Here is a 19,507-nt window from a genome sequence, read left to right on the forward strand (position 1 = left end):
GGTTCCGCCCGGCACGGCTGACACCCGCACCGAGATTGGTTGAGGAACAGATGGCAACCCAGGACAAGCTCCGCGACTACCTCCAGCGGGCCACGGCCGACCTGCGGCAGGTCAAGCGCCGCCTGCGGGAGGCCGAGGCCAAGGTGTACGAGCCGATGGCGATCGTCGGCATGAGCTGCCGCTACCCGGGCGGCGTGACCTCCCCCGACCAGCTGTGGGAGCTCGTCGCCGAGGGCCGCGACGGCATCACGCCCTTTCCCGTCAACCGCGGCTGGGACGTGGACGGGCTGTACGACCCCGAACCCGCCACCCCCGGACACACCTACGCCCGCGAGGGCGGCTTCCTCCACGAGGCCGACCGGTTCGACGCCGACTTCTTCAGGATGAGCCCCAAGGACGCCCGCGAGACCGACCCCCAGCAGCGCCTGCTGCTGGAGACGTCATGGGAGGCGCTGGAACACGCCGGAGTGGACCCGCTCTCCCTGAAGGGCTCCCTCACCGGCGTGTTCGCGGGCGTCGTCTACCACGACTACGCCACCGACGGCGGCACCGGCGGCCTGGCCAGCGTCGCCTCGGGACGCATCTCCTACACCCTCGGACTCCAGGGCCCGGCCGTCACCGTCGACACGGCCTGCTCGTCCTCCCTCGTCGCCCTCGACTGGGCGGTCAAGTCGCTGCGCACCGGCGAGTGCGACCTCGCCCTGGTCGGCGGCGTCACCGTGATGGCCACCCCCACCTCCTTCGTAGGCTTCAGCCAGGAACGCGGCCTCGCCCCCGACGGCCGCTGCAAGTCCTTCGCGGCGGCCGCCGACGGCACCGGCTGGGGCGAGGGCGTCGGGATGCTCGTCGTCGAACGGCTCAGCGAAGCCCGACGCAACGGCCACCGGGTGCTCGCCGTGGTCCGGGGCAGCGCGGTCAACTCCGACGGGGCCAGCAACGGCCTCACCGCGCCCAACGGCCCGGCGCAGCAGCGGCTCATCCACCAGGCCCTCGCAGCCGCCCAGCTCACCGCCGACCAGGTCGACGCCGTCGAGGCCCACGGCACCGGCACCGTCCTCGGCGACCCGATCGAGGCACAGGCCCTGCTCGCCACCTACGGCCAGGACCGCCCCGCCGACCGGCCGCTGTACCTGGGCTCGATCAAGTCGAACATCGGGCACGCCCAGGCGGCCGCCGGTGTCGGCGGAATCATCAAGATGGTGCAGGCGATGCGCCACGGCATCCTGCCCCGCACCCTCCACGTGGACGGCCCGACGCCCAAGGCCGACTGGTCCACCGGCAACATCTCCCTGCTCACCGAAGCCATCGCCTGGCCCGACCACGGACGCCCCCGTCGCGCCGCCGTCTCCGCTTTCGGGCTCAGCGGCACCAACGCCCACGTCATCATCGAGGAGGCACCGGCGGCCGAGGAGGACGAAGCGGAGGCCCCGCCCACCGTGACGGCCTCGCTGATCCCGCTGCCGCTCTCCGCCAGGACCCCCGACGCCCTGCGCGACCAGGCGGGCCGCCTGCTGGCCCATGTGGAGGCGCACCCGGACGAGTCGTTGACGGATGTCGGCTATTCGCTGGCCACGACGCGTGCCGGGCTGGACCACCGCGCGGTGGTGCTGTCCGCGGACCGTGACGCGACGGTGCGCGCGCTGTCCGAACTGGCGGCGGGCCGGGAGTGCGCGGACGTGGTCACGTCGGCCGGTTCCACGGCGGAGGGCCTGACGGCCTTCCTGTTCACGGGCCAGGGTGCGCAGCGGCTCGGGATGGGCCGCGAACTGTACGAGGCGTTCCCGGTGTTCGCGGAGGCGTTCGACGCGGTGCTGGCCGAGCTGGACGCCCGGCTGGGGCGTTCGCTGCGTGAAGTGGTGTGGGGTGAGGACGTCGGTCTGCTGAACGGGACGATGTTCGCCCAGGCCGGCCTGTTCGCCGTCGAGACGGCCCTGTTCCGCCTGGTGGAGTCCTGGGGCGTGCGTCCGGACTTCCTGGTGGGCCACTCGGTCGGTGAGATCACGGCCGCGCACGTCTCGGGTGTGCTGTCACTGGCGGACGCGGCCGAACTCGTCGTCGCTCGCGGCCGGTTGATGCAGGCGCTGCCGGCGGGCGGGGTGATGGTGGCGGTGGCCGCGTCGGAGGACGAGGTGCTTCCGCTGCTGGACCGGGGTGAGGGTGGGGGTGAAGGCGGAGGTGTGGCGCTGGCGGCGGTCAACGGACCGTCGGCCGTGGTGGTGTCGGGGACGGAGAAGGCGACGCTCGCCGTCGCGGAGCACTTCACCGCGCTGGGGCGGCGGACGAAGCGGCTGAGTGTCTCGCACGCCTTCCACTCGCCCCTCATGGAGCCCATGCTCGACGCCTTCCGGGAAGTCGCCGCCCGGATGACGTATCACGCACCCCGGCTGCCCGTCGTCTCCAACGTGACGGGACGGCTCGCCGGACCCGAAGAACTGACCTCGCCCGACTACTGGGTCCGCCACGTCCGCGAGGCGGTCCGGTTCCGCGACGGCATCCGCACCCTGCACGCCGAAGGGGTCCGGGTCCTCATCGAGATCGGCCCGGACGCGGCACTCACCCCCATGGCGGCCGACTGCCTGCCGCCCGACGACGACACCCTCTGCGTCCCCGTCCTGCGCCGCGCCCGCGCCGAGGAACGCACCCTCGTCACCGCCGTGGCCCACGCCCACGCGCACGGCACCGCCGTCGACTGGAACGCCTTCTTCGCGGGCCGGGGCGCCCACCGCGTCCCCCTCCCCACCTACCCCTTCCAGCGCCGCAGCCACTGGCTGGAACGCGCAGAGGACCGGACCGGCACGGATGGAACCGCCGACCCGGCCGGAACCGCGTTCTGGGAGGCCGTCGACCGGCAGGACGTCGCCGCCCTCGCCGACCGGCTCTCGGTCACCGAGACCGCACTCGGCGAGGTCCTGCCCGCGATGGCCCGCTGGCGCCGCCTCCACCAGGAGAGCGCCGCCCTCGACAACCTCCGCTACCGCGTCGTCTGGCAGCCCGCCACCACACAGGCCGCCCCCGCCACCGCGCTCGACGCCCCCTGGCTCGTCGCCGTCGCGGAAGGACACGCCGACACCCCCGCGGTCAACGCGATCCTGGCCGCACTCATCGAACGCGGCGCCTCCCCCCACGTCATCGAGGCGCTCCCCGGACAGAGCCGCGCCGACCTCGCCGCCCGGCTCACCGCACAGCCCGCCGCCGGCGTCCTGTCCCTGCTCGCCCTCGACAGCCGCCCCGAACCCGCCCACCCCCACCTCACCCGGGGACTCACGGCCACCGTCACCCTCGTGCAGGCCCTCGCCGACACCCCGGACGCCCCCACACTCTGGTGCGCCACCCAGTCGGCCGTCGCCACCTCCCGCTCCACCGAGCTGACCGCCCCGGAACAGAGCCAGTTCTGGGGCCTCGGAGGCGGCCTCGCCCTCGACCACCCCGACACCTGGGGCGGCACCGTGGACCTGCCCGCCGAGCCGGGCCCCGCCGACCTCCACCGCCTCTGCGACGTCCTCTCGGGCGCCACCGGCGAGGACGCGGTGGCCCTGCGCGCCGACGGCATCCTCGCCCGCCGCCTGGTCCGCGCCCCCCTCGGCGACCGCGCCCCGAGCCGGGCCCGCCCGTCCCACGGCACCGCGCTGATCACCGGCGGCACCGGCGGCCTCGGCGCCCACGTCGCCCGTATGCTCGCCGCCGACGGCGTCCCGCACCTGCTGCTCCTCAGCCGGCACGGCGACGCGGCCGCCGGCGCCCGCGAACTCGCCGCCGAACTGGAGGCGAACGGGACCCGGGTGACCCTCGCCGCCTGCGACGTCACCGACCGCGTCGCACTGGCCCGGGTCCTCGACGCCGTACCCGCGGAACTGCCCCTGACCACCGTCGTGCACGCCGCCGGCGCCATGCAGCGGATGGCACCGCTCACCGAAATGACCGAGGACGAGTTCGCGGCCGTCGGCCACGCCAAGGTCACCGGCGCCCAGCACCTCGACGACCTCCTCGGCGACCGCCCCCTCGACGCCTTCGTGCTCTTCTCCTCCGGCGCCGCGGTCTGGGGCAGCGCCGGACAGGCCGCCTACGCCGCCGCCAACGCTCACCTCGACGCCCTCGCGCACCGCCGCCGGGCCCGCGGACTCACCGCCACCTCCGTGGCCTGGAGCTCCTGGCAGGGCGGCATGGTCGACGCCGAACTCAGCGCCGTGATGGAACGCATCGGCGCCCCCGCCATGGACCCGCGACTCGCCATCGGCGCACTGCGGCAGGCCCTGGAGCACGACGAGAGCCACCTCGTCGTCGCCGAGTTCGACTGGTCCCGCTTCGCCCCCACGTACACGCTCGCCCGCCCCCGCCCCCTGCTCGACGCCCTCGACGACGTACGGCAGATCCTGTCCGCCGAGCCGGACTCCGCATCCTCCGACGCGGACAGCCTGATGACCCGGCTCGCCGGGCTCTCCGCACCCGAACGCGGCCGGGCACTGCTCGACCTCGTACGCACCCGCGTCGCGACCCTGCTCGGCTACGACACGGCGTCCGAACTCGACCCGCAACGCGCCTTCGAGGACCTCGGCTTCGACTCCGTCGCCGCCGTCGAACTCCGCCAGGCCCTGACCGCGGCCACCGGCGCCCGACTGCCCGCGACGCTGGTCTTCGACTACGCCACCCCCACCGCACTCGCCGACCACCTGCACACCCGGCTCTTCCCCGACAGCGACGACACCGCGACGCCGATCCTCGCGGAGGTCGACCGGTTCGAGGAACTCGTCGGGGCACTCGGCATCGAGGAGATCCGCAGCAGCCGCATCACCTCACGGCTGCAGACCCTCCTCGACACACTGACCACCCTCCAGAGCGGCGAAACGGGGGTGGCCGCCGTGCGGGACACGCTCGACGAGGCCTCCGCCGACGACGTCCTCGCCTTCATCGACCAGGAACTCGGCCTCGCCTGACAAGGGCACGCTGACCGGCATCTGACCCAAAGGACTCGGTGAGACCGACATGGCCAACGACGAGAAGATCCTCGACTACCTCAAAAAGGTGACCGCAGACCTGCACCGCACCCGGCGCCGCCTCCAGGACGCAGAGGCCGCCGCGCAGGAACCCATCGCCGTCGTGGCCATGGGCTGCCGCTTCCCCGGCGGAGTGACCACCCCCGAGGAACTGTGGCAACTGGTCGCCGAGGGCCGCGACGCCGTATCGGGCATGCCGGAGGACCGGGGCTGGGACCTCGACCAGCTCAGGGGCGACGACGCCTCCCAGCCGGGCACCAGCTACGTCCACCAGGGCGGATTCCTCCAGGGCGCGGGCGACTTCGACGCCGGGTTCTTCGGCCTCAGCCCCATGGAGGCGGAGGCCACCGACCCGCAGCAGCGCCTCACCCTCGAAGTCGCCTGGGAGGCCTTCGAACGGGCCGGAATCGACCCGGAGACCCTGCGCGGCGGCCGCGTCGGCGTCTACATGGGATCGGGCATCCAGGACTACGGCGACTTCCCCGAAGGCGTACCCGAGGCCGTCGAGGCCTACATGGCCACCGCACGGGCCGCCTCCGTCATCTCCGGCCGCATCTCCTACACCCTCGGCCTCGAAGGCCCGTCCTTCACCGTGGACACCGCCTGCTCGTCGTCGCTGGTCGCCCTGCACCTCGCCGCACAGGCCCTGCGCCAGGACGAGTGCGGCCTCGCACTGGCCGGCGGAGTCATGGTCATGTCGACAGCCGCGCCCTTCGTCGCCTTCAGCAAGCAGCGCGGCCTGGCGCCCGACGGGCGGTGCAAGGCGTTCTCCGACACCGCCGACGGCACCGGCTGGTCGGAGGGCGCGGGCATCGTCCTGCTGGAGCGCCTCTCCGACGCCCGCCGCAACGGACACCCAGTGCTCGCCGTCATCCGCGGATCGGCCATCAACTCCGACGGCGCCTCCAACGGCCTCACCGCGCCCAGCGGCCCGTCCCAGCAACGCGTCATCCGCCAGGCCCTCGCCAACGCACGCGTCCCCGGCGCCCACGTCGACGTCGTCGAGGCCCACGGCACCGGCACCACCCTCGGCGACCCCATCGAGGCGCAGGCCCTGCTCGCCACGTACGGCCAGGACCGCACCGCCGAACAGCCGCTGCGGCTGGGCTCGCTCAAGGCCAACATCGGCCACGCCCAGGCGGCCGCGGGCGTCGGCGGCGTCATCAAGATGGTGATGGCCCTGCGCAACGGCCTGCTCCCCAAGACCCTGCACGTCGAGCAGCCCTCCACCCACGTCGACTGGACCGCCGGCCACGTCAGCCTGCTCACCGAGGCCGAACCCTGGGAGCAGAACGGCCACCCGCGTACCGCCGGCATCTCGGCGTTCGGGCTCAGCGGCACCAACGTCCACGTGATCCTCCAGGAGGCCCCGGCACCGGAACCCGCCGCCGAACCCGCCACGACGGGCCGCGACAGCAAGCCAGGTGCGACCACCGGGACAGGTGCGTCCACTGGGACAGGTGACGGGAAGAGCGAGCAGACGGTCGAGGGAGAGCCGGCCACGGACGGCCGGACGGCACCCTTCGCCACGTCCTTCGCCACGTCCGACGCCACATCCGTCACCACGCCCGTCGCCCCGTTCCTCGTCTCGGGACGCAGCGCCGCGGGCCTGCGCGCCCAGGCGGCGCGACTGGCCTCCTTCGTACGGGGCGGAGCCGGAGCCGCCGCCCGGCCCCAGGACATCGGCCACGCCCTGGTCGCCACCCGCACCGCGTTCGAGCACCGTGCCGTCGTCCTCGACACCGCGACCCTCCCGGCCCCCGCCGACGACGCGGGCGACAGCGAGACCGCCCCCCTCAGCCCCCTGCTCACCGGCCTGGACGCACTCGCGGAGGGCGCCAAGGCGCCGCACGTGATCCGCGGCACCGCCACCGGCCCCGCCCAGGTCGCCTTCGTCTTCCCCGGCCAGGGCTCCCAGTGGGCCGGCATGGCCGTCGAACTCCTCGCATCCTCCCCGGTGTTCGCCGAGCGGATGCGCGAGTGCGCCGAGGCCCTGGCTCCCTTCACCGACTGGGACCTCCTCGACGTCGTCCACCAGCGCCCGGGAGCGCCCACCTTCGACGAGGTCGACGTCGTCCAGCCGGTCCTGTGGGCCGTCATGGTCTCCCTCGCGGGCCTCTGGCGCGCGTGCGGTGTCGAGCCCGCCGCCGTCGTCGGCCACTCCCAGGGGGAGATCGCGGCCGCCTGTGTCGCCGGGGCACTCTCGCTGGAGGACGGCGCCCGCGTCGTCGCGCTCCGCAGCAGGATCATCCGCCAGGACCTCGCCGGACGCGGCGGCATGATGTCGGTCGCACTGCCCGCCGCGGAGGCCGAGTCGGTGATGAGCGGCTGGGGCGACAGGCTTCAGATCGCCGTGGTCAACAGCCCCTCCTCCACCGTCGTGTGCGGCGAGACGGAAGCCCTCGACGAGCTGTACGCCCACCTGGAGACACAGGGCGTACAGGCCCGCCGCATCCCGGTGGACTACGCCTCCCACTCGGTGTTCGTCGAGGAGATACGCGACCGCCTGCTGGCGGAGATCGCCGAGGTCACCCCCCGCCCGTCCACCACGACCTTCTACTCCACGGTGACCGGCGGCCCGCTCGACACCACCGCCCTCGACGCCGGCTACTGGTACGAGAACCTGCGCCGCACCGTGCGCTTCGAGGACACCACCCGCGCCATGCTCGACGACGGGTTCACCCTCTTCGTCGAGGCCAGCCCCCACCCGGGCCTCTTCATCGCCCTCGGCGAGACCGTCGCCGCCGGCTCGGCCACCGCCACCGCCGTCGGCTCGCTGCGCCGTCACAGCGGCGGACCGGACCGCTTCGCCACCTCGCTGGCCGAGGCCTACGTGCACGGCGCCCCGGTCGACTGGAGCCTCTTCTTCCCCGAGACCCCCGCGCCCGCCGACCGCGTGGAGCTGCCCACGTACGCCTTCCAGCGCGATCACTACTGGGTCACCGCGCCCACCGGCGCGGGCGACGTGCTGACCGCCGGCCTCGAACCGGCCGGCCACCCGCTGCTCGGCGCACGGGTCTCCGCCCCGGACACGGACGCGCTCAGCCTGACGGGCCGCCTGTCCCTCGGCACCCACCCGTGGCTCGGCGACCACCGCGTGGGCGACACCGCGTTCTTCCCCGGCACCGGACAGGTGGAAATCGTCGGCTACGCCGGTGACCAGGTCGGCTGCCCGGTGATCGACGAACTGACGCTGGAGGCACCGCTGATCGTCCCCGAGCGGGGCGGGGTGGCGGTACGCGTCACGGTCGGCACCGCCGCCCCGGACGGTCGGCGCCCGGTGACCGTGCACGGCCGCGCGGAGGACGGCGACGAGCCGTGGACCCGGCACGCGACCGGCGTCCTCGCGCCCGGCACGGCGACCCCGGGCACCGAGGACACGGCGTGGAGTGCGGGGCAGTGGCCCCCGGCCGGCGCGGAGCCGGTGGACCTGGACGGCTTCTACGACGGGATGGCAGAAGAGGGCCTCCGCTACGGGCCCGTCTTCCGCGGACTGAACGCGGCATGGCGCGCCGACGGCGACATCTACGCCGAGGTCGCCCTCCCCACCGGAACACCCGTGACGGACTTCCGACTCCACCCCGCCCTGCTCGATGCGGCGTTGCACGGTGTGGCGCTGTCGGGTGCGGTGGGTGGGGGTGCCGCGTTGCCGTTCGCGTGGTCGGGTGTGTCGTTGGGTGTGGTGGGTGCCTCGGTGGTGCGGGTTCGGGTCTCCGTGGTGGGTGAGGGGCGTGTGTCGGTGGTGTTGGCCGATGCGGGCGGTGCGGGTGTGGTGGCTTCGGTGGAGTCGTTGGTGCTGCGTTCGGTGGTGGGGGAGCGGCGTGCGGTGTCCGAGTCGGGTGTGTGGGGGTCGTTGTTCGGGGTGGAGTGGCCGGAGGTGGCGTTGCCGGGTGGGGACGCGGGCGAGGGGGTGGGTGTCGGTCGCTGGAGTGATGTGGTGGGTTCGTCGGGTGTGGTGCCGGATGTGGTGGTGTTCGATTCGCTGCGCGCCGGTGGAGCGGGGGTTGGTTCTGCGGGTGGTGTGCGGGATGCGGTGTGTGGGGTGTTGGGGGTGGTGCAGGAGTGGCTGGGTGATGAGCGGTTTGCTGACGCGCGGTTGGTGGTGCGGACGGTGGGTGCCGTGGCGTTGCCGGGCGAAGAGCTGAGGGATGTGGCGGGTGCGGCTGTGTGGGGTTTGGTGCGGTCGGCGCAGTCGGAGAATCCGGGGCGTGTGGTGCTGCTGGACGGCGAGTTGGACGATGACCTGGGCGGTCTGGGTGGTCTGGCCGGTGTGGCGCGGGTGGTGGCGTTGGGTGAGTCGCAGGTGGTGGTGCGGGACGGCCGTGCGCATGTGGGTCGGTTGATGCGGGCGGTGGCGCCGTCCGATGAGGGTGTGGGCGGGGTGGAGTTCGGTTCGGTGGGGACGGTGTTGTTGACGGGTGGTACGGGGACGTTGGGGCGGGTGTTTGCGCGTCATTTGGTGGTGGAGCGTGGGGTGCGGCGGTTGGTGTTGACGAGTCGTCGTGGTGGTGTGGTTGAGGGTGTGGGTGCGTTGGTTGAGGAGTTGGCGGGGTGGGGTGCTGAGGTGGTGGTCGAGGCGTGTGATGTGGCTGATCGGGAGGCGTTGGCGAGGGTGTTGGGGGCGATTCCGGTGGATCGTCCGTTGGTGGGGGTGGTGCATTTGGCGGGGGTGCTGGATGACGGGGTGATTGGTTCGTTGACGCCGGAGCGGGTGGGGGCGGTGTTGCGTCCGAAGGTGGATGCGGCGTTGAACCTGCACGAGCTGACGCGTGGTATGGACCTCGCGGCCTTCGTCCTCTTCTCCTCCGTGGCCGGCACCTTCGGCAACGCGGGGCAGGGCAACTACGCTGCCGCGAACGCGTTCCTGGATGCGCTGGCCACGTACCGCAGGGCCGAAGGACTCCCCGCACAGTCCCTCGCCTGGGGCTTCTGGGACGAGGCCAGCGGCATGACCGGCAAGCTGTCCGGTGCCGAACGCTCCCGTATCTCCTCCGTCGGCGGCGTCTTCCCGATCTCCTCGGAACGAGGAGTGGCCCTCTTCGACGCCGCACTGCGCCTGGACACGCCGGTGGCGGTTCCGGTGCAGCTCGACCTCGCCGCCGTACGGGCCCAGGGGGACAGCAGCCGCGAACTCTTCCGCACGCTGGTCCCGGTCGTCACCCGGCGCAGGGCCACGGGCCAGGTCGTGGCGAACGGCCTCCAGCAGCGGTTCGCGCGGCTCGCCGAGTCCGAGCGGGAAGGAGCGATGCTGGAGGTCGTCCTCGAACAGGTCGCCTCCGTCCTCGGGTACAGCTCGCTCCAGGCCATCGAGCCGGAGAAGGCGTTCAAGGACCTCGGCTTCGACTCCTTGCGGGCGGTGGAGTTCCGTAACGCGCTGGCCGAAGCCACCGCGCTCCGTCTCCCCGCCACCGTCGTCTTCGACTACCCCACCCCCGTGGCCCTGGCCCGCCACCTGCTGAGCGAGGTGGCCGGCGCCGACGCCCCCGCGACAGCCGCCCTCACCGCGGTGAGCCAGAACTCCGCCGCACACACCGACGACCCGATCGTCATCGTGGGCATGGCCTGCCGCTACCCGGGCAACGTCGGCTCACCCGAGGATCTCTGGCAGGCCGTGACCGACGGAGCCGACCTCATCTCCGACTTCCCGACCGACCGCGGCTGGGACCTGCGGAAGATCTACGATCCGGAAGGCATCCGGCCGGACACCAGCTACGTCGCCCGTGGCGGGTTCCTCGACGACGCCCCCGGATTCGACCCGGCGTTCTTCGGCATCAGCCCGAACGAGGCCCTGATCATGGACCCGCAGCAGCGGCTGCTGCTGGAGACGTCCTGGGAGGCGTTCGAGCGCGCCGGCATCGACCCGCTCTCCCTCAAGGAGAGCCGGACCGGCGTGTTCGCCGGGATGATGTACCACGACTACGCCCACAACGCGAGCACGGGCGGCATCGCCTCCGGCCGGATCTCCTACGTGCTCGGCCTCGAAGGCCCGTCGATGACGGTGGACACCGCGTGCTCGTCGTCGCTGGTCGCCCTGCACCTCGCGATCCAGGCGCTGCGCTCCGGAGAGTGCTCCCTCGCGCTGGCGGGCGGCGTGGCCGTCATGTCGGAGCCCGAGGTCTTCGTCGAGTTCAGTCGGCAGCGTGGGTTGGCGAAGGATGGTCGGTGCAAGTCGTTCGCGGGTGCCGCGGACGGTGCCGCGTGGTCCGAGGGTGTCGGTGTTCTGCTGGTCGAGCGTCTCTCGGATGCCCGGCGGCTGGGGCATGACGTGCTGGCGGTGGTGCGGGGCAGTGCGGTGAACCAGGACGGTGCGAGTAACGGGCTGACGGCTCCGAACGGTCCGTCGCAGCAGCGGGTGATCCGTGCGGCGCTGGCTGATGCGCAGATTTCGTCGGATCAGGTGGATCTGGTGGAGGCGCACGGTACGGGGACCAGGCTCGGTGACCCGATCGAGGCGCAGGCGCTGCTCGCGACGTATGGGCAGGGGCGCCCGGAGGGTGATCCGTTGTGGTTGGGGTCGTTGAAGTCGAATCTGGGTCATGCGCAGGCGGCTGCGGGTGTGGGTGGTGTGATCAAGGCGGTGCAGGCGATTCGGCATGGTGTGTTGCCGAGGACGTTGCATGTGGATGTGCCGACGCCGCAGGTGGATTGGGAGTCCGGTGCGGTGGAGTTGTTGACGGAGTCGCGGGTGTGGCCGGAGCGGGATCGTCCGAGGCGTGTTGGTGTGTCGTCGTTCGGGCTGAGTGGGACGAACGCGCATGTGATCGTGGAGCAGGCTCCGGCGGAGCTGGAAGAGGAGCCGGTTTCCTCGGTTGTGGTGCCGGTGGTGCCGGTGGTGTTGTCGGCGCGGAGTGAGGCGGGGCTGGCGGGGCAGGCGGCGAAGCTTCTGGCGCGTATGGACGCTTCTGTCTCATTGCTGGATGTGGGTTTCTCGTCGGTGGTGTCGCGTGCGGTGCTGGAGCACCGTGCGGTGGTCGCGGCATCGGACCGTGAGGAGTTGGTACGGGGTCTGACGGCTCTGGCTGAGGGCGAGGTGTCGGCTTCGGCGATGCGGGGATCGGTGCGTCCGGCTGGTGCTACGGCCTTCCTGTTCACGGGGCAGGGTGCGCAGCGGCTCGGTATGGGCCGGGAGCTGTATGAGGCGTTCCCGGTGTTCGCGGAGGCGTTCGACGCGGTGCTGGTCGAGCTGGACGCACGCCTGGGTCTTTCGTTGCGTGAGGTGGTGTGGGGTGAGGACGTTGACCTGTTGAACGGGACGATGTTCGCCCAGGCCGGGTTGTTCGCGGTCGAGACGGCCCTGTTCCGGCTGGTGGAGTCGTGGGGGGTGCGTCCGGACTTCTTGGTCGGTCACTCGGTGGGTGAGATCGCGGCCGCACACGTCTCGGGTGTGTTGTCGCTGGCGGATGCGGCTGAACTCGTCGTAGCACGTGGTCGGTTGATGCAGGCGCTTCCCGCCGGTGGGTCGATGGTGGCGGTGGAGGCGACGGAGGCTGAGGTGCTTCCGCTGCTCAGTGACGAGGTGGGCATCGCCGCGGTGAACGGGCCGCGTTCGGTGGTGGTTTCGGGTGTGGAGGGTGCGGTTGCTGATCTGGCGGGGAAGTTCGCCGGTCAGGGCCGCAGGACGAGTGTGCTGCGGGTGTCGCATGCGTTTCATTCGCCTTTGATGGAGCCGATGTTGGCGGAGTTCGGGGCGGTGGTGGCCGGGCTGTCGTTCGGGGCCGCGTCGATCCCGGTGGTGTCGGGTGTGTCGGGGGATCTGGGCGAGGGCTGGGGTTCGGCGGAGTACTGGGTGCGGCATGTGCGGGAGGCGGTGCGGTTCGCGGATGCGGTGTCGTTCGTCGTGTCGCGCGGTGTGACGTCGTTCGTGGAGGTGGGTCCGGACGGTGTGCTGAGTGGGATGGCGCAGCAGTCGGTGGACGTGGAGTCGGCGGCGGTCTTCGCGCCGTTGGCGCGTAAGGGCCGTCCCGAGGTGGCTACGGCTGTCGCGGCGCTGGGTCAGTTGCACGTGGCCGGTGTCTCCGTGGACTGGTCCCGGTACTTCGAGGGCTCGGGCGCGCGGCGCGTCGATCTGCCGACGTACGCCTTCCAGCACCAGAACTACTGGATCGTCGGCGAGCAGCGCGGTACGGACCCCGAATCCATCGGACAGGAGCCCGCCGGCCACCCCCTGCTGAGCGCGGTCGTGACGTCACCCGATACGGACAGTGTGATTCTGACCGGTCGCCTGTCCACCGGGGCCCAGCTCTGGCTGGCCGACCACGCGGTCGGTGACACTGCCCTCTTCCCCGGCACGGGTTTCGTGGAGCTGGCACTGAGAGCAGCAGACGAGGTCGGGTACGCCGGGCTCGAAGAGCTGACCCTGGAAGCGCCGCTGGTGCTCCCGGAGCATGGTGGCGTCGCCCTCCAGGTCGTCGTCGGTTCCCCAGACGACTCCGGCAGGCGACCGGTGACCGTTCACTCGCGCGGCGAGGCGACGGATCTGCCGTGGGTGCGCCACGCCGCCGGTTCGCTCATCGCCGTCGCCGCTGCGCCCGACGCCGAGGACGTGGCGTGGAGTGCGGGCCAGTGGCCGCCGGCCGGTGCGGAGCCGGTTGATCTGGACGGGTTCTACGACGGCATGGCAGAAGCGGGTCTGCGCTACGGTCCGGCCTTCCGCGGGCTGAGCGAAGCCTGGCGAACCGAGGATCACGTCTTTGCCGAGGTGGGTCTCCCCGAAGGCACCGAGCCCGGAACCCACGCCCTGCACCCTGCGCTGTTCGATGCGGCGTTGCACGGTGTGGCGTTGTCGGGTGCTCTGGATGAGGGGGCCGCCCTGCCGTTCGCGTGGTCGGATGTGTCGTTGGGTGTGGTGGGTGCCTCGGTGGTGCGGGTTCGGGTCTCCGTGCTGGGTGAGGGGCGTGTGTCGGTGGTGTTGGCCGATGCGAGCGGTGGTGTGGTGGCATCGGTGGGTTCGCTCGTGCTGCGCTCGGTGGGTGGCGCGCGGCGCGCGGCGGCCGAGTCCGGTGCGTGGGGGTCGTTGTTCGGGGTGGAGTGGCCGGAAGTGGCGCTGCCCGGCGCTCACGAGGCGGACTCCGTGGCCGTGGGCCACTGGAGCGATCTGAAGAGCTCGTCGGATGTGGTGCCGGACGTAGTGGTGTTCGATTCGCTGCGCGCCGGTGGAGCGGGGCTCGGCTCTGCGGGTGGTGTGCGGGATGCGGTGGGTGAGGTGTTGGGGGTGGTGCAGGAGTGGCTGGGTGATGAGCGGTTTGCTGACGCGCGGTTGGTGGTGCGGACGGTGGGTGCCGTGGCGTTGCCGGGCGAAGAACTGACGGATGTGGCGGGTGCTGCTGTGTGGGGTTTGGTGCGGTCGGCGCAGTCGGAGAATCCGGGGCGTGTGGTGCTGCTGGACGGCGAGTTGGACGATGACCTGGGCGGTCTGGGTGGTCTGACCGGTGTGGCGCGGGTGGTGGCGTTGGGTGAGTCGCAGGTGGTGGTGCGGGAGGGCCGTGCGCATGTGGGCCGGCTGGAGCGCGCTGTGCCTTCTGCGGATGACCGGTCCGGGGTGGAGTTCGGTTCGGTGGGGACGGTGTTGTTGACGGGTGGTACGGGGACGTTGGGGCGGGTGTTTGCGCGTCATTTGGTGGTGGAGCGTGGGGTGCGGCGGTTGGTGTTGACGAGTCGTCGTGGTGGTGTGGTTGAGGGTGTGGGTGCGTTGGTTGAGGAGTTGGCGGGGTGGGGTGCTGAGGTGGTGGTCGAGGCGTGTGATGTGGCTGATCGGGAGGCGTTGGCGGGGGTGTTGGGGGCGATTCCGGTGGATCGTCCGTTGGTGGGGGTGGTGCATTTGGCGGGGGTGCTGGATGACGGGGTGATTGGTTCGTTGACGCCGGAGCGGGTGGGGGCGGTGTTGCGTCCGAAGGTGGATGCGGCGTTGAACCTGCACGAGCTGACGCGTGGCATGGACCTCGCGGCCTTCGTCCTCTTCTCCTCGGCTGCCGGAGTGATCGGCAACCCGGGCCAGGGCAACTACGCCGCCGCCAATGCGTTCCTGGATGCGCTGGCCACGTACCGCAGGGCCGAAGGGCTCCCCGCACAGTCCCTCGCCTGGGGCCCCTGGGCGGACGGCGGCATGGTGGACAGCCTGCAGAGCGCCGACTCCCAGCGGATGCGCCGCTCCGGCATCGAACCGCTCTCCGGCGAGGAAGGAACCGCGCTCTTCGACGCGGCCGAGACCTCGGGTGGGGCCGCGCTCGTCACCATGCGGGTCGACCTCACCGGGGCGGGTGCCCCGGAGCCGGACGACCTGCCCGACCTGTTCCGAGGACTGGTACGGCCCAGTGCCCACCGGCCCACCGACGCGGCGGCGTCCGGTGCCGCGGCGTTCCGCCGGCGGATGACCTCGCTGACCGACGACGAGCGCGCGGACCAGGTGCTCGACCTCGTACGCGCCCACGCGGCCGCCATTCTCGGGTACGCGGGTCCCTCGGCCATCGAGCCGGACCGGGCGTTCAAGGAGCTCGGGTTCGATTCGCTGGCGGCGGTGGAGTTCCGCAACGGCCTGGCCCAGGCCACCGGACTCCGCCCCTCGGCCACGCTGGTCTTCGACTATCCGAACTCCCGCGCACTCGCCCAGCACCTGGCGGAGGAACTGCGCCCCGACTCCCCCACGGACGACGAGGCCGTCGGGGAGGAGCGGGTCCGACGCATCCTGCAAGGAATTCCCCTGAGCCGGCTCAGGGACGCGGGACTGATGGAAGTCCTCTTCGAGCTCGCCGGTGCTCACGACGAGCCTGCGAACGAGGCGGAGGGTACGGACGACCCCTCCGCCGACTCCATCGACTCGATGGATGCCGAGAGCCTGATCAGCATGGCGCTCGACGGATCCGGCCTTGACGACGCGACACAGGGAATGTGAGAGCCCCGATGAGTAATTCTGACGAGAAGCTGGTCGCCGCACTGCGGGCGTCGCTCAAGGAGAACGACCGTCTGCGGGCCCACAACCGAAAACTGTCGTCGGCGGCCCGCGAGCCCATCGCCATCGTCGCGATGAGCTGCCGCTTTCCGGGAGGTGTCGAATCGCCGGAGGCCCTGTGGCAGCTGGTGAACGACGGTGTGGACGCCATATCCGAGTTCCCGGACAACCGCGGCTGGAACCTCGGCGCCCTCTACGATCCGGACGGCGAGCGACAGAACACCAGCTACGTCAACCAGGGCGGATTCCTCCACACCGCGGACACGTTCGACCCGGCGTTCTTCGGCATCAGCCCGAACGAGGCCCTGATCATGGACCCGCAGCAGCGGCTGCTGCTGGAGACGTCCTGGGAGGCGTTCGAGCGGGCCGGCATCGACCCCACCACGTTGAAGGGCAGCAAGACCGGCGTATTCGCCGGAATGATGTACCACGACTACGCCCACAACAGCGCCACGGGCTCCATCGCCTCCGGCCGGGTGTCGTACGTCTTCGGCTTCGAGGGCCCGTCGATGACGCTGGACACGGCGTGCTCGTCGTCGCTGGTCGCGCTGCACCTCGCGGCCCAGGCGCTGCGCTCGGGCGAGTGCTCCATGGCACTGGCCGGAGGCGTGGCGCTCATGTCGACGCCTGAGGTCTTCGTCGAGTTCAGCCGACAGGGCGGACTCTCCAAGGACGGCCGCTGCAAGTCGTTCGCGGGTTCCACCGACGGCACCAGCTGGTCGGAGGGGGCCGGCGTCCTGCTCCTGGAGAAGCTCTCCGACGCCCGCAGCAACGGACACCCGGTCCTGGCCGTCCTGCGCGGCAGCGCCGTCAATCAGGACGGTGCGAGTAACGGGCTGACGGCTCCGAACGGTCCGTCGCAGCAGCGGGTGATCCGTGCGGCGTTGGCTGATGCGCAGATTTCGTCGGATCAGGTGGATCTGGTGGAGGCGCACGGTACGGGGACCCGGCTGGGTGACCCGATCGAGGCGCAGGCGTTGCTGGCGACGTATGGGCAGGGTCGGGTGGAGGGTGATCCGCTCTGGTTGGGGTCGTTGAAGTCGAATCTGGGTCATGCGCAGGCGGCTGCGGGTGTGGGTGGTGTGATCAAGGCGGTGCAGGCGATTCGGCATGGTGTGCTGCCGAGGACGTTGCATGTGGATGTGCCGACGCCGCAGGTGGATTGGGCTGCGGGTGCGGTGGAGTTGTTGACGGAGTCGCGGGCGTGGCCGGAGCGGGATCGTCCGCGTCGGGTGGGTGTGTCGTCGTTCGGGCTGAGTGGGACGAACGCGCATGTGATCGTGGAGCAGGCTCCGGCGGTGGAGGCTCCTGCGGTGGTTTCCTCGGTCGAGGTGCCGGTGGTGCCGGTGGTGTTGTCGGCGCGGAGCGAGGCGGGGCTGGCGGGGCAGGCGGCGAAGCTTCTGGCGCGTATGGACGCTTCTGTCTCATTGCTGGATGTGGGTTTCTCGTCGGTGGTGTCGCGTGCGGTGCTGGAGCACCGTGCGGTGGTCGCGGCGTCGGACCGTGAGGAGTTGGTGCGGGGTCTGACGGCTCTGGCTGAGGGCGAGGTGTCGGCCTCGGTGGTACGGGGATCGGTGCGTCCGGCTGGTGCTACGGCCTTCCTGTTCACGGGTCAGGGTGCGCAGCGGCTCGGTATGGGCCGGGAGCTGTACGAGGCGTTCCCGGTGTTCGCGGAGGCGTTCGACGCGGTGCTGGTGGAGCTGGATGCTCGGTTGGGTCGTTCGTTGCGTGAGGTGGTGTGGGGTGAGGACGTTGACCTGTTGAACGGGACGATGTTCGCCCAGGCCGGGTTGTTCGCGGTCGAGACCGCACTGTTCCGGCTGGTGGAGTCCTGGGGCGTACGTCCGGACTTCCTGGTGGGTCACTCGGTGGGTGAGATTGCTGCCGCACACGTCTCGGGTGTGTTGTCGCTGGGTGATGCGGCTGAGCTGGTGGTGGCGCGTGGCCGGTTGATGCAGGCGCTCCCTTCCGGTGGTTCGATGGTGGCGGTGGAGGCGACGGAGGCCGAGGTGCTTCCGCTGCTGAACGGTGAGGTGGGCATCGCAGCCGTCAACGGGCCCAAGTCCGTGGTGGTGTCGGGTACGGAGACGGCGGTTCGCGGGCTGGTCGCGACGTTCGAGGAGCAGGGGCGCCGCACGAGTGTGCTGCGGGTTTCGCACGCCTTCCATTCGCCTTTGATGGAGCCGATGTTGACGGAGTTCGGGGCGGTGGTGGCCGGGCTGTCGTTCGGTGCCGCGTCGATCCCGGTGGTGTCGGGTGTGTCGGGGGATCTGACGGAGGGCTGGGGTTCGGCCGGGTACTGGGTGCGGCATGTGCGGGAGGCGGTGCGGTTCGCGGACGCGGTGTCGTTCGTTGTTGCGCAGGGCGTCACGTCGTTCGTCGAGCTGGGCCCGGACGGTGTGCTGAGTGGGATGGCGCAGCAGTCGGTGGACGCGGAGTCCGCGGCGGTCTTCGCGCCGTTGGCGCGTAAGGGCCGTCCCGAGGTGGCTACGGCTGTCGCGGCGCTGGGTCAGTTGCACGTGGCCGGTGTGTCGGTGGACTGGTCCCGGTTCTTCGAGGGCTCGGGGGCGCGGCGCGTCGATCTGCCGACGTACGCCTTCCAGCGCGAGCGGTACTGGATGGAAGCGGAACTCGGCGGCAACGACCCCGGCTCGTTCGGCCTGGGCACGACCGACCACCCGCTCCTCGGCGCGGCCGTCGCGCTGGCGGAGGCCGATGAGATGGTGCTCACCGGAAGGCTCTCTCTGGGCACCCAGGCATGGATCGCCGATCACGGCGTGCTGGGCAGCGTCCTCCTGCCCGGCACCGCCTTCGTCGAGCTGGCCGTCAGAGCAGGCGATGAGGTGGGCTGCGACCTTCTCGAAGAGCTGACCCTGCAGGCGCCACTCGTCCTCCCCGAAGAGGGCGGTGTCGCGATTCAGGTGGCGATCGGAGCAGCCGATCCGACGGGCCGGCGCTCGGTCAGCGTGTACTCACGAGGTGAGGGCGCCGACCACGCGCCTTGGACGCGTCATGCGGAGGGCACCCTTGCCATGGGCGCGGAAACGCCTGCCGCGGACCTGACCGTGTGGCCGCCGAAGGGCGCCACGGCGATCGACGTCGAAGGGGCCTACGACCTCCTCAACGAGCGTGGCTACGGTTACGGGCCGGCGTTCCAGGGGCTCAAAGCCGCCTGGACCTCCGGGGAGGAGCTGTACGCGGAGGTCGCACTCCCCGACTCGGCGCACGACGACGCCCTACGCTTCGGCCTGCACCCCGCTCTGCTCGACGCAGCCATGCACGTGGCGCTCATTGACGATGGTTCGGGGACCGACGAGTCGACCGTTCTCCCCTTCGCCTGGACCAACGTTGCTCTGCACGCGGCAGGGGCCTCGGCTCTCCGCGTCCGGATCGCGCCGGCCGGGCAGGACAGCGTGTCGGTCCTGGTGTCCGACGAAGCGGGCCAACCGGTGCTCAGCGTCGGCGCGTTGGTGTCACGTCCGGTGTCGGTGGAGCAGTTGAGTGGTGTGGGTTCGGGTGTGGGTGGTGGGTTGCATGAGGTGGTGTGGCGGCCGTTGGTGTCGGCTGGTGT

3 protein-coding genes are annotated in these 19,507 nt (G+C 71.3%); all 3 read left to right on the forward strand.

Features of this window, described 5'->3' with window-relative positions:
• Positions 1–50: 50 nt before the first annotated feature.
• On the forward strand, positions 51–4,931 hold the full coding sequence (locus ACIQM0_RS38370) for a type I polyketide synthase (protein ID WP_401295649.1): 4,881 nt from the start codon (positions 51–53) through the stop codon (positions 4,929–4,931).
• A gap of 49 nt (positions 4,932–4,980) precedes the next feature.
• The gene (locus ACIQM0_RS38375; protein WP_401295651.1) at positions 4,981–15,879 is read left to right on the forward strand and encodes a type I polyketide synthase; all 10,899 of its coding nucleotides are present in this window, start codon (positions 4,981–4,983) and stop codon (positions 15,877–15,879) included.
• A gap of 8 nt (positions 15,880–15,887) precedes the next feature.
• On the forward strand, positions 15,888–19,507 hold a 3,620-nt coding region (locus ACIQM0_RS38380), incomplete at its 3' end, for a type I polyketide synthase (protein WP_401295653.1).

Source organism: Streptomyces sp. NPDC091387, from assembly GCF_044756945.1.
GTDB lineage: Bacteria > Actinomycetota > Actinomycetes > Streptomycetales > Streptomycetaceae > Streptomyces.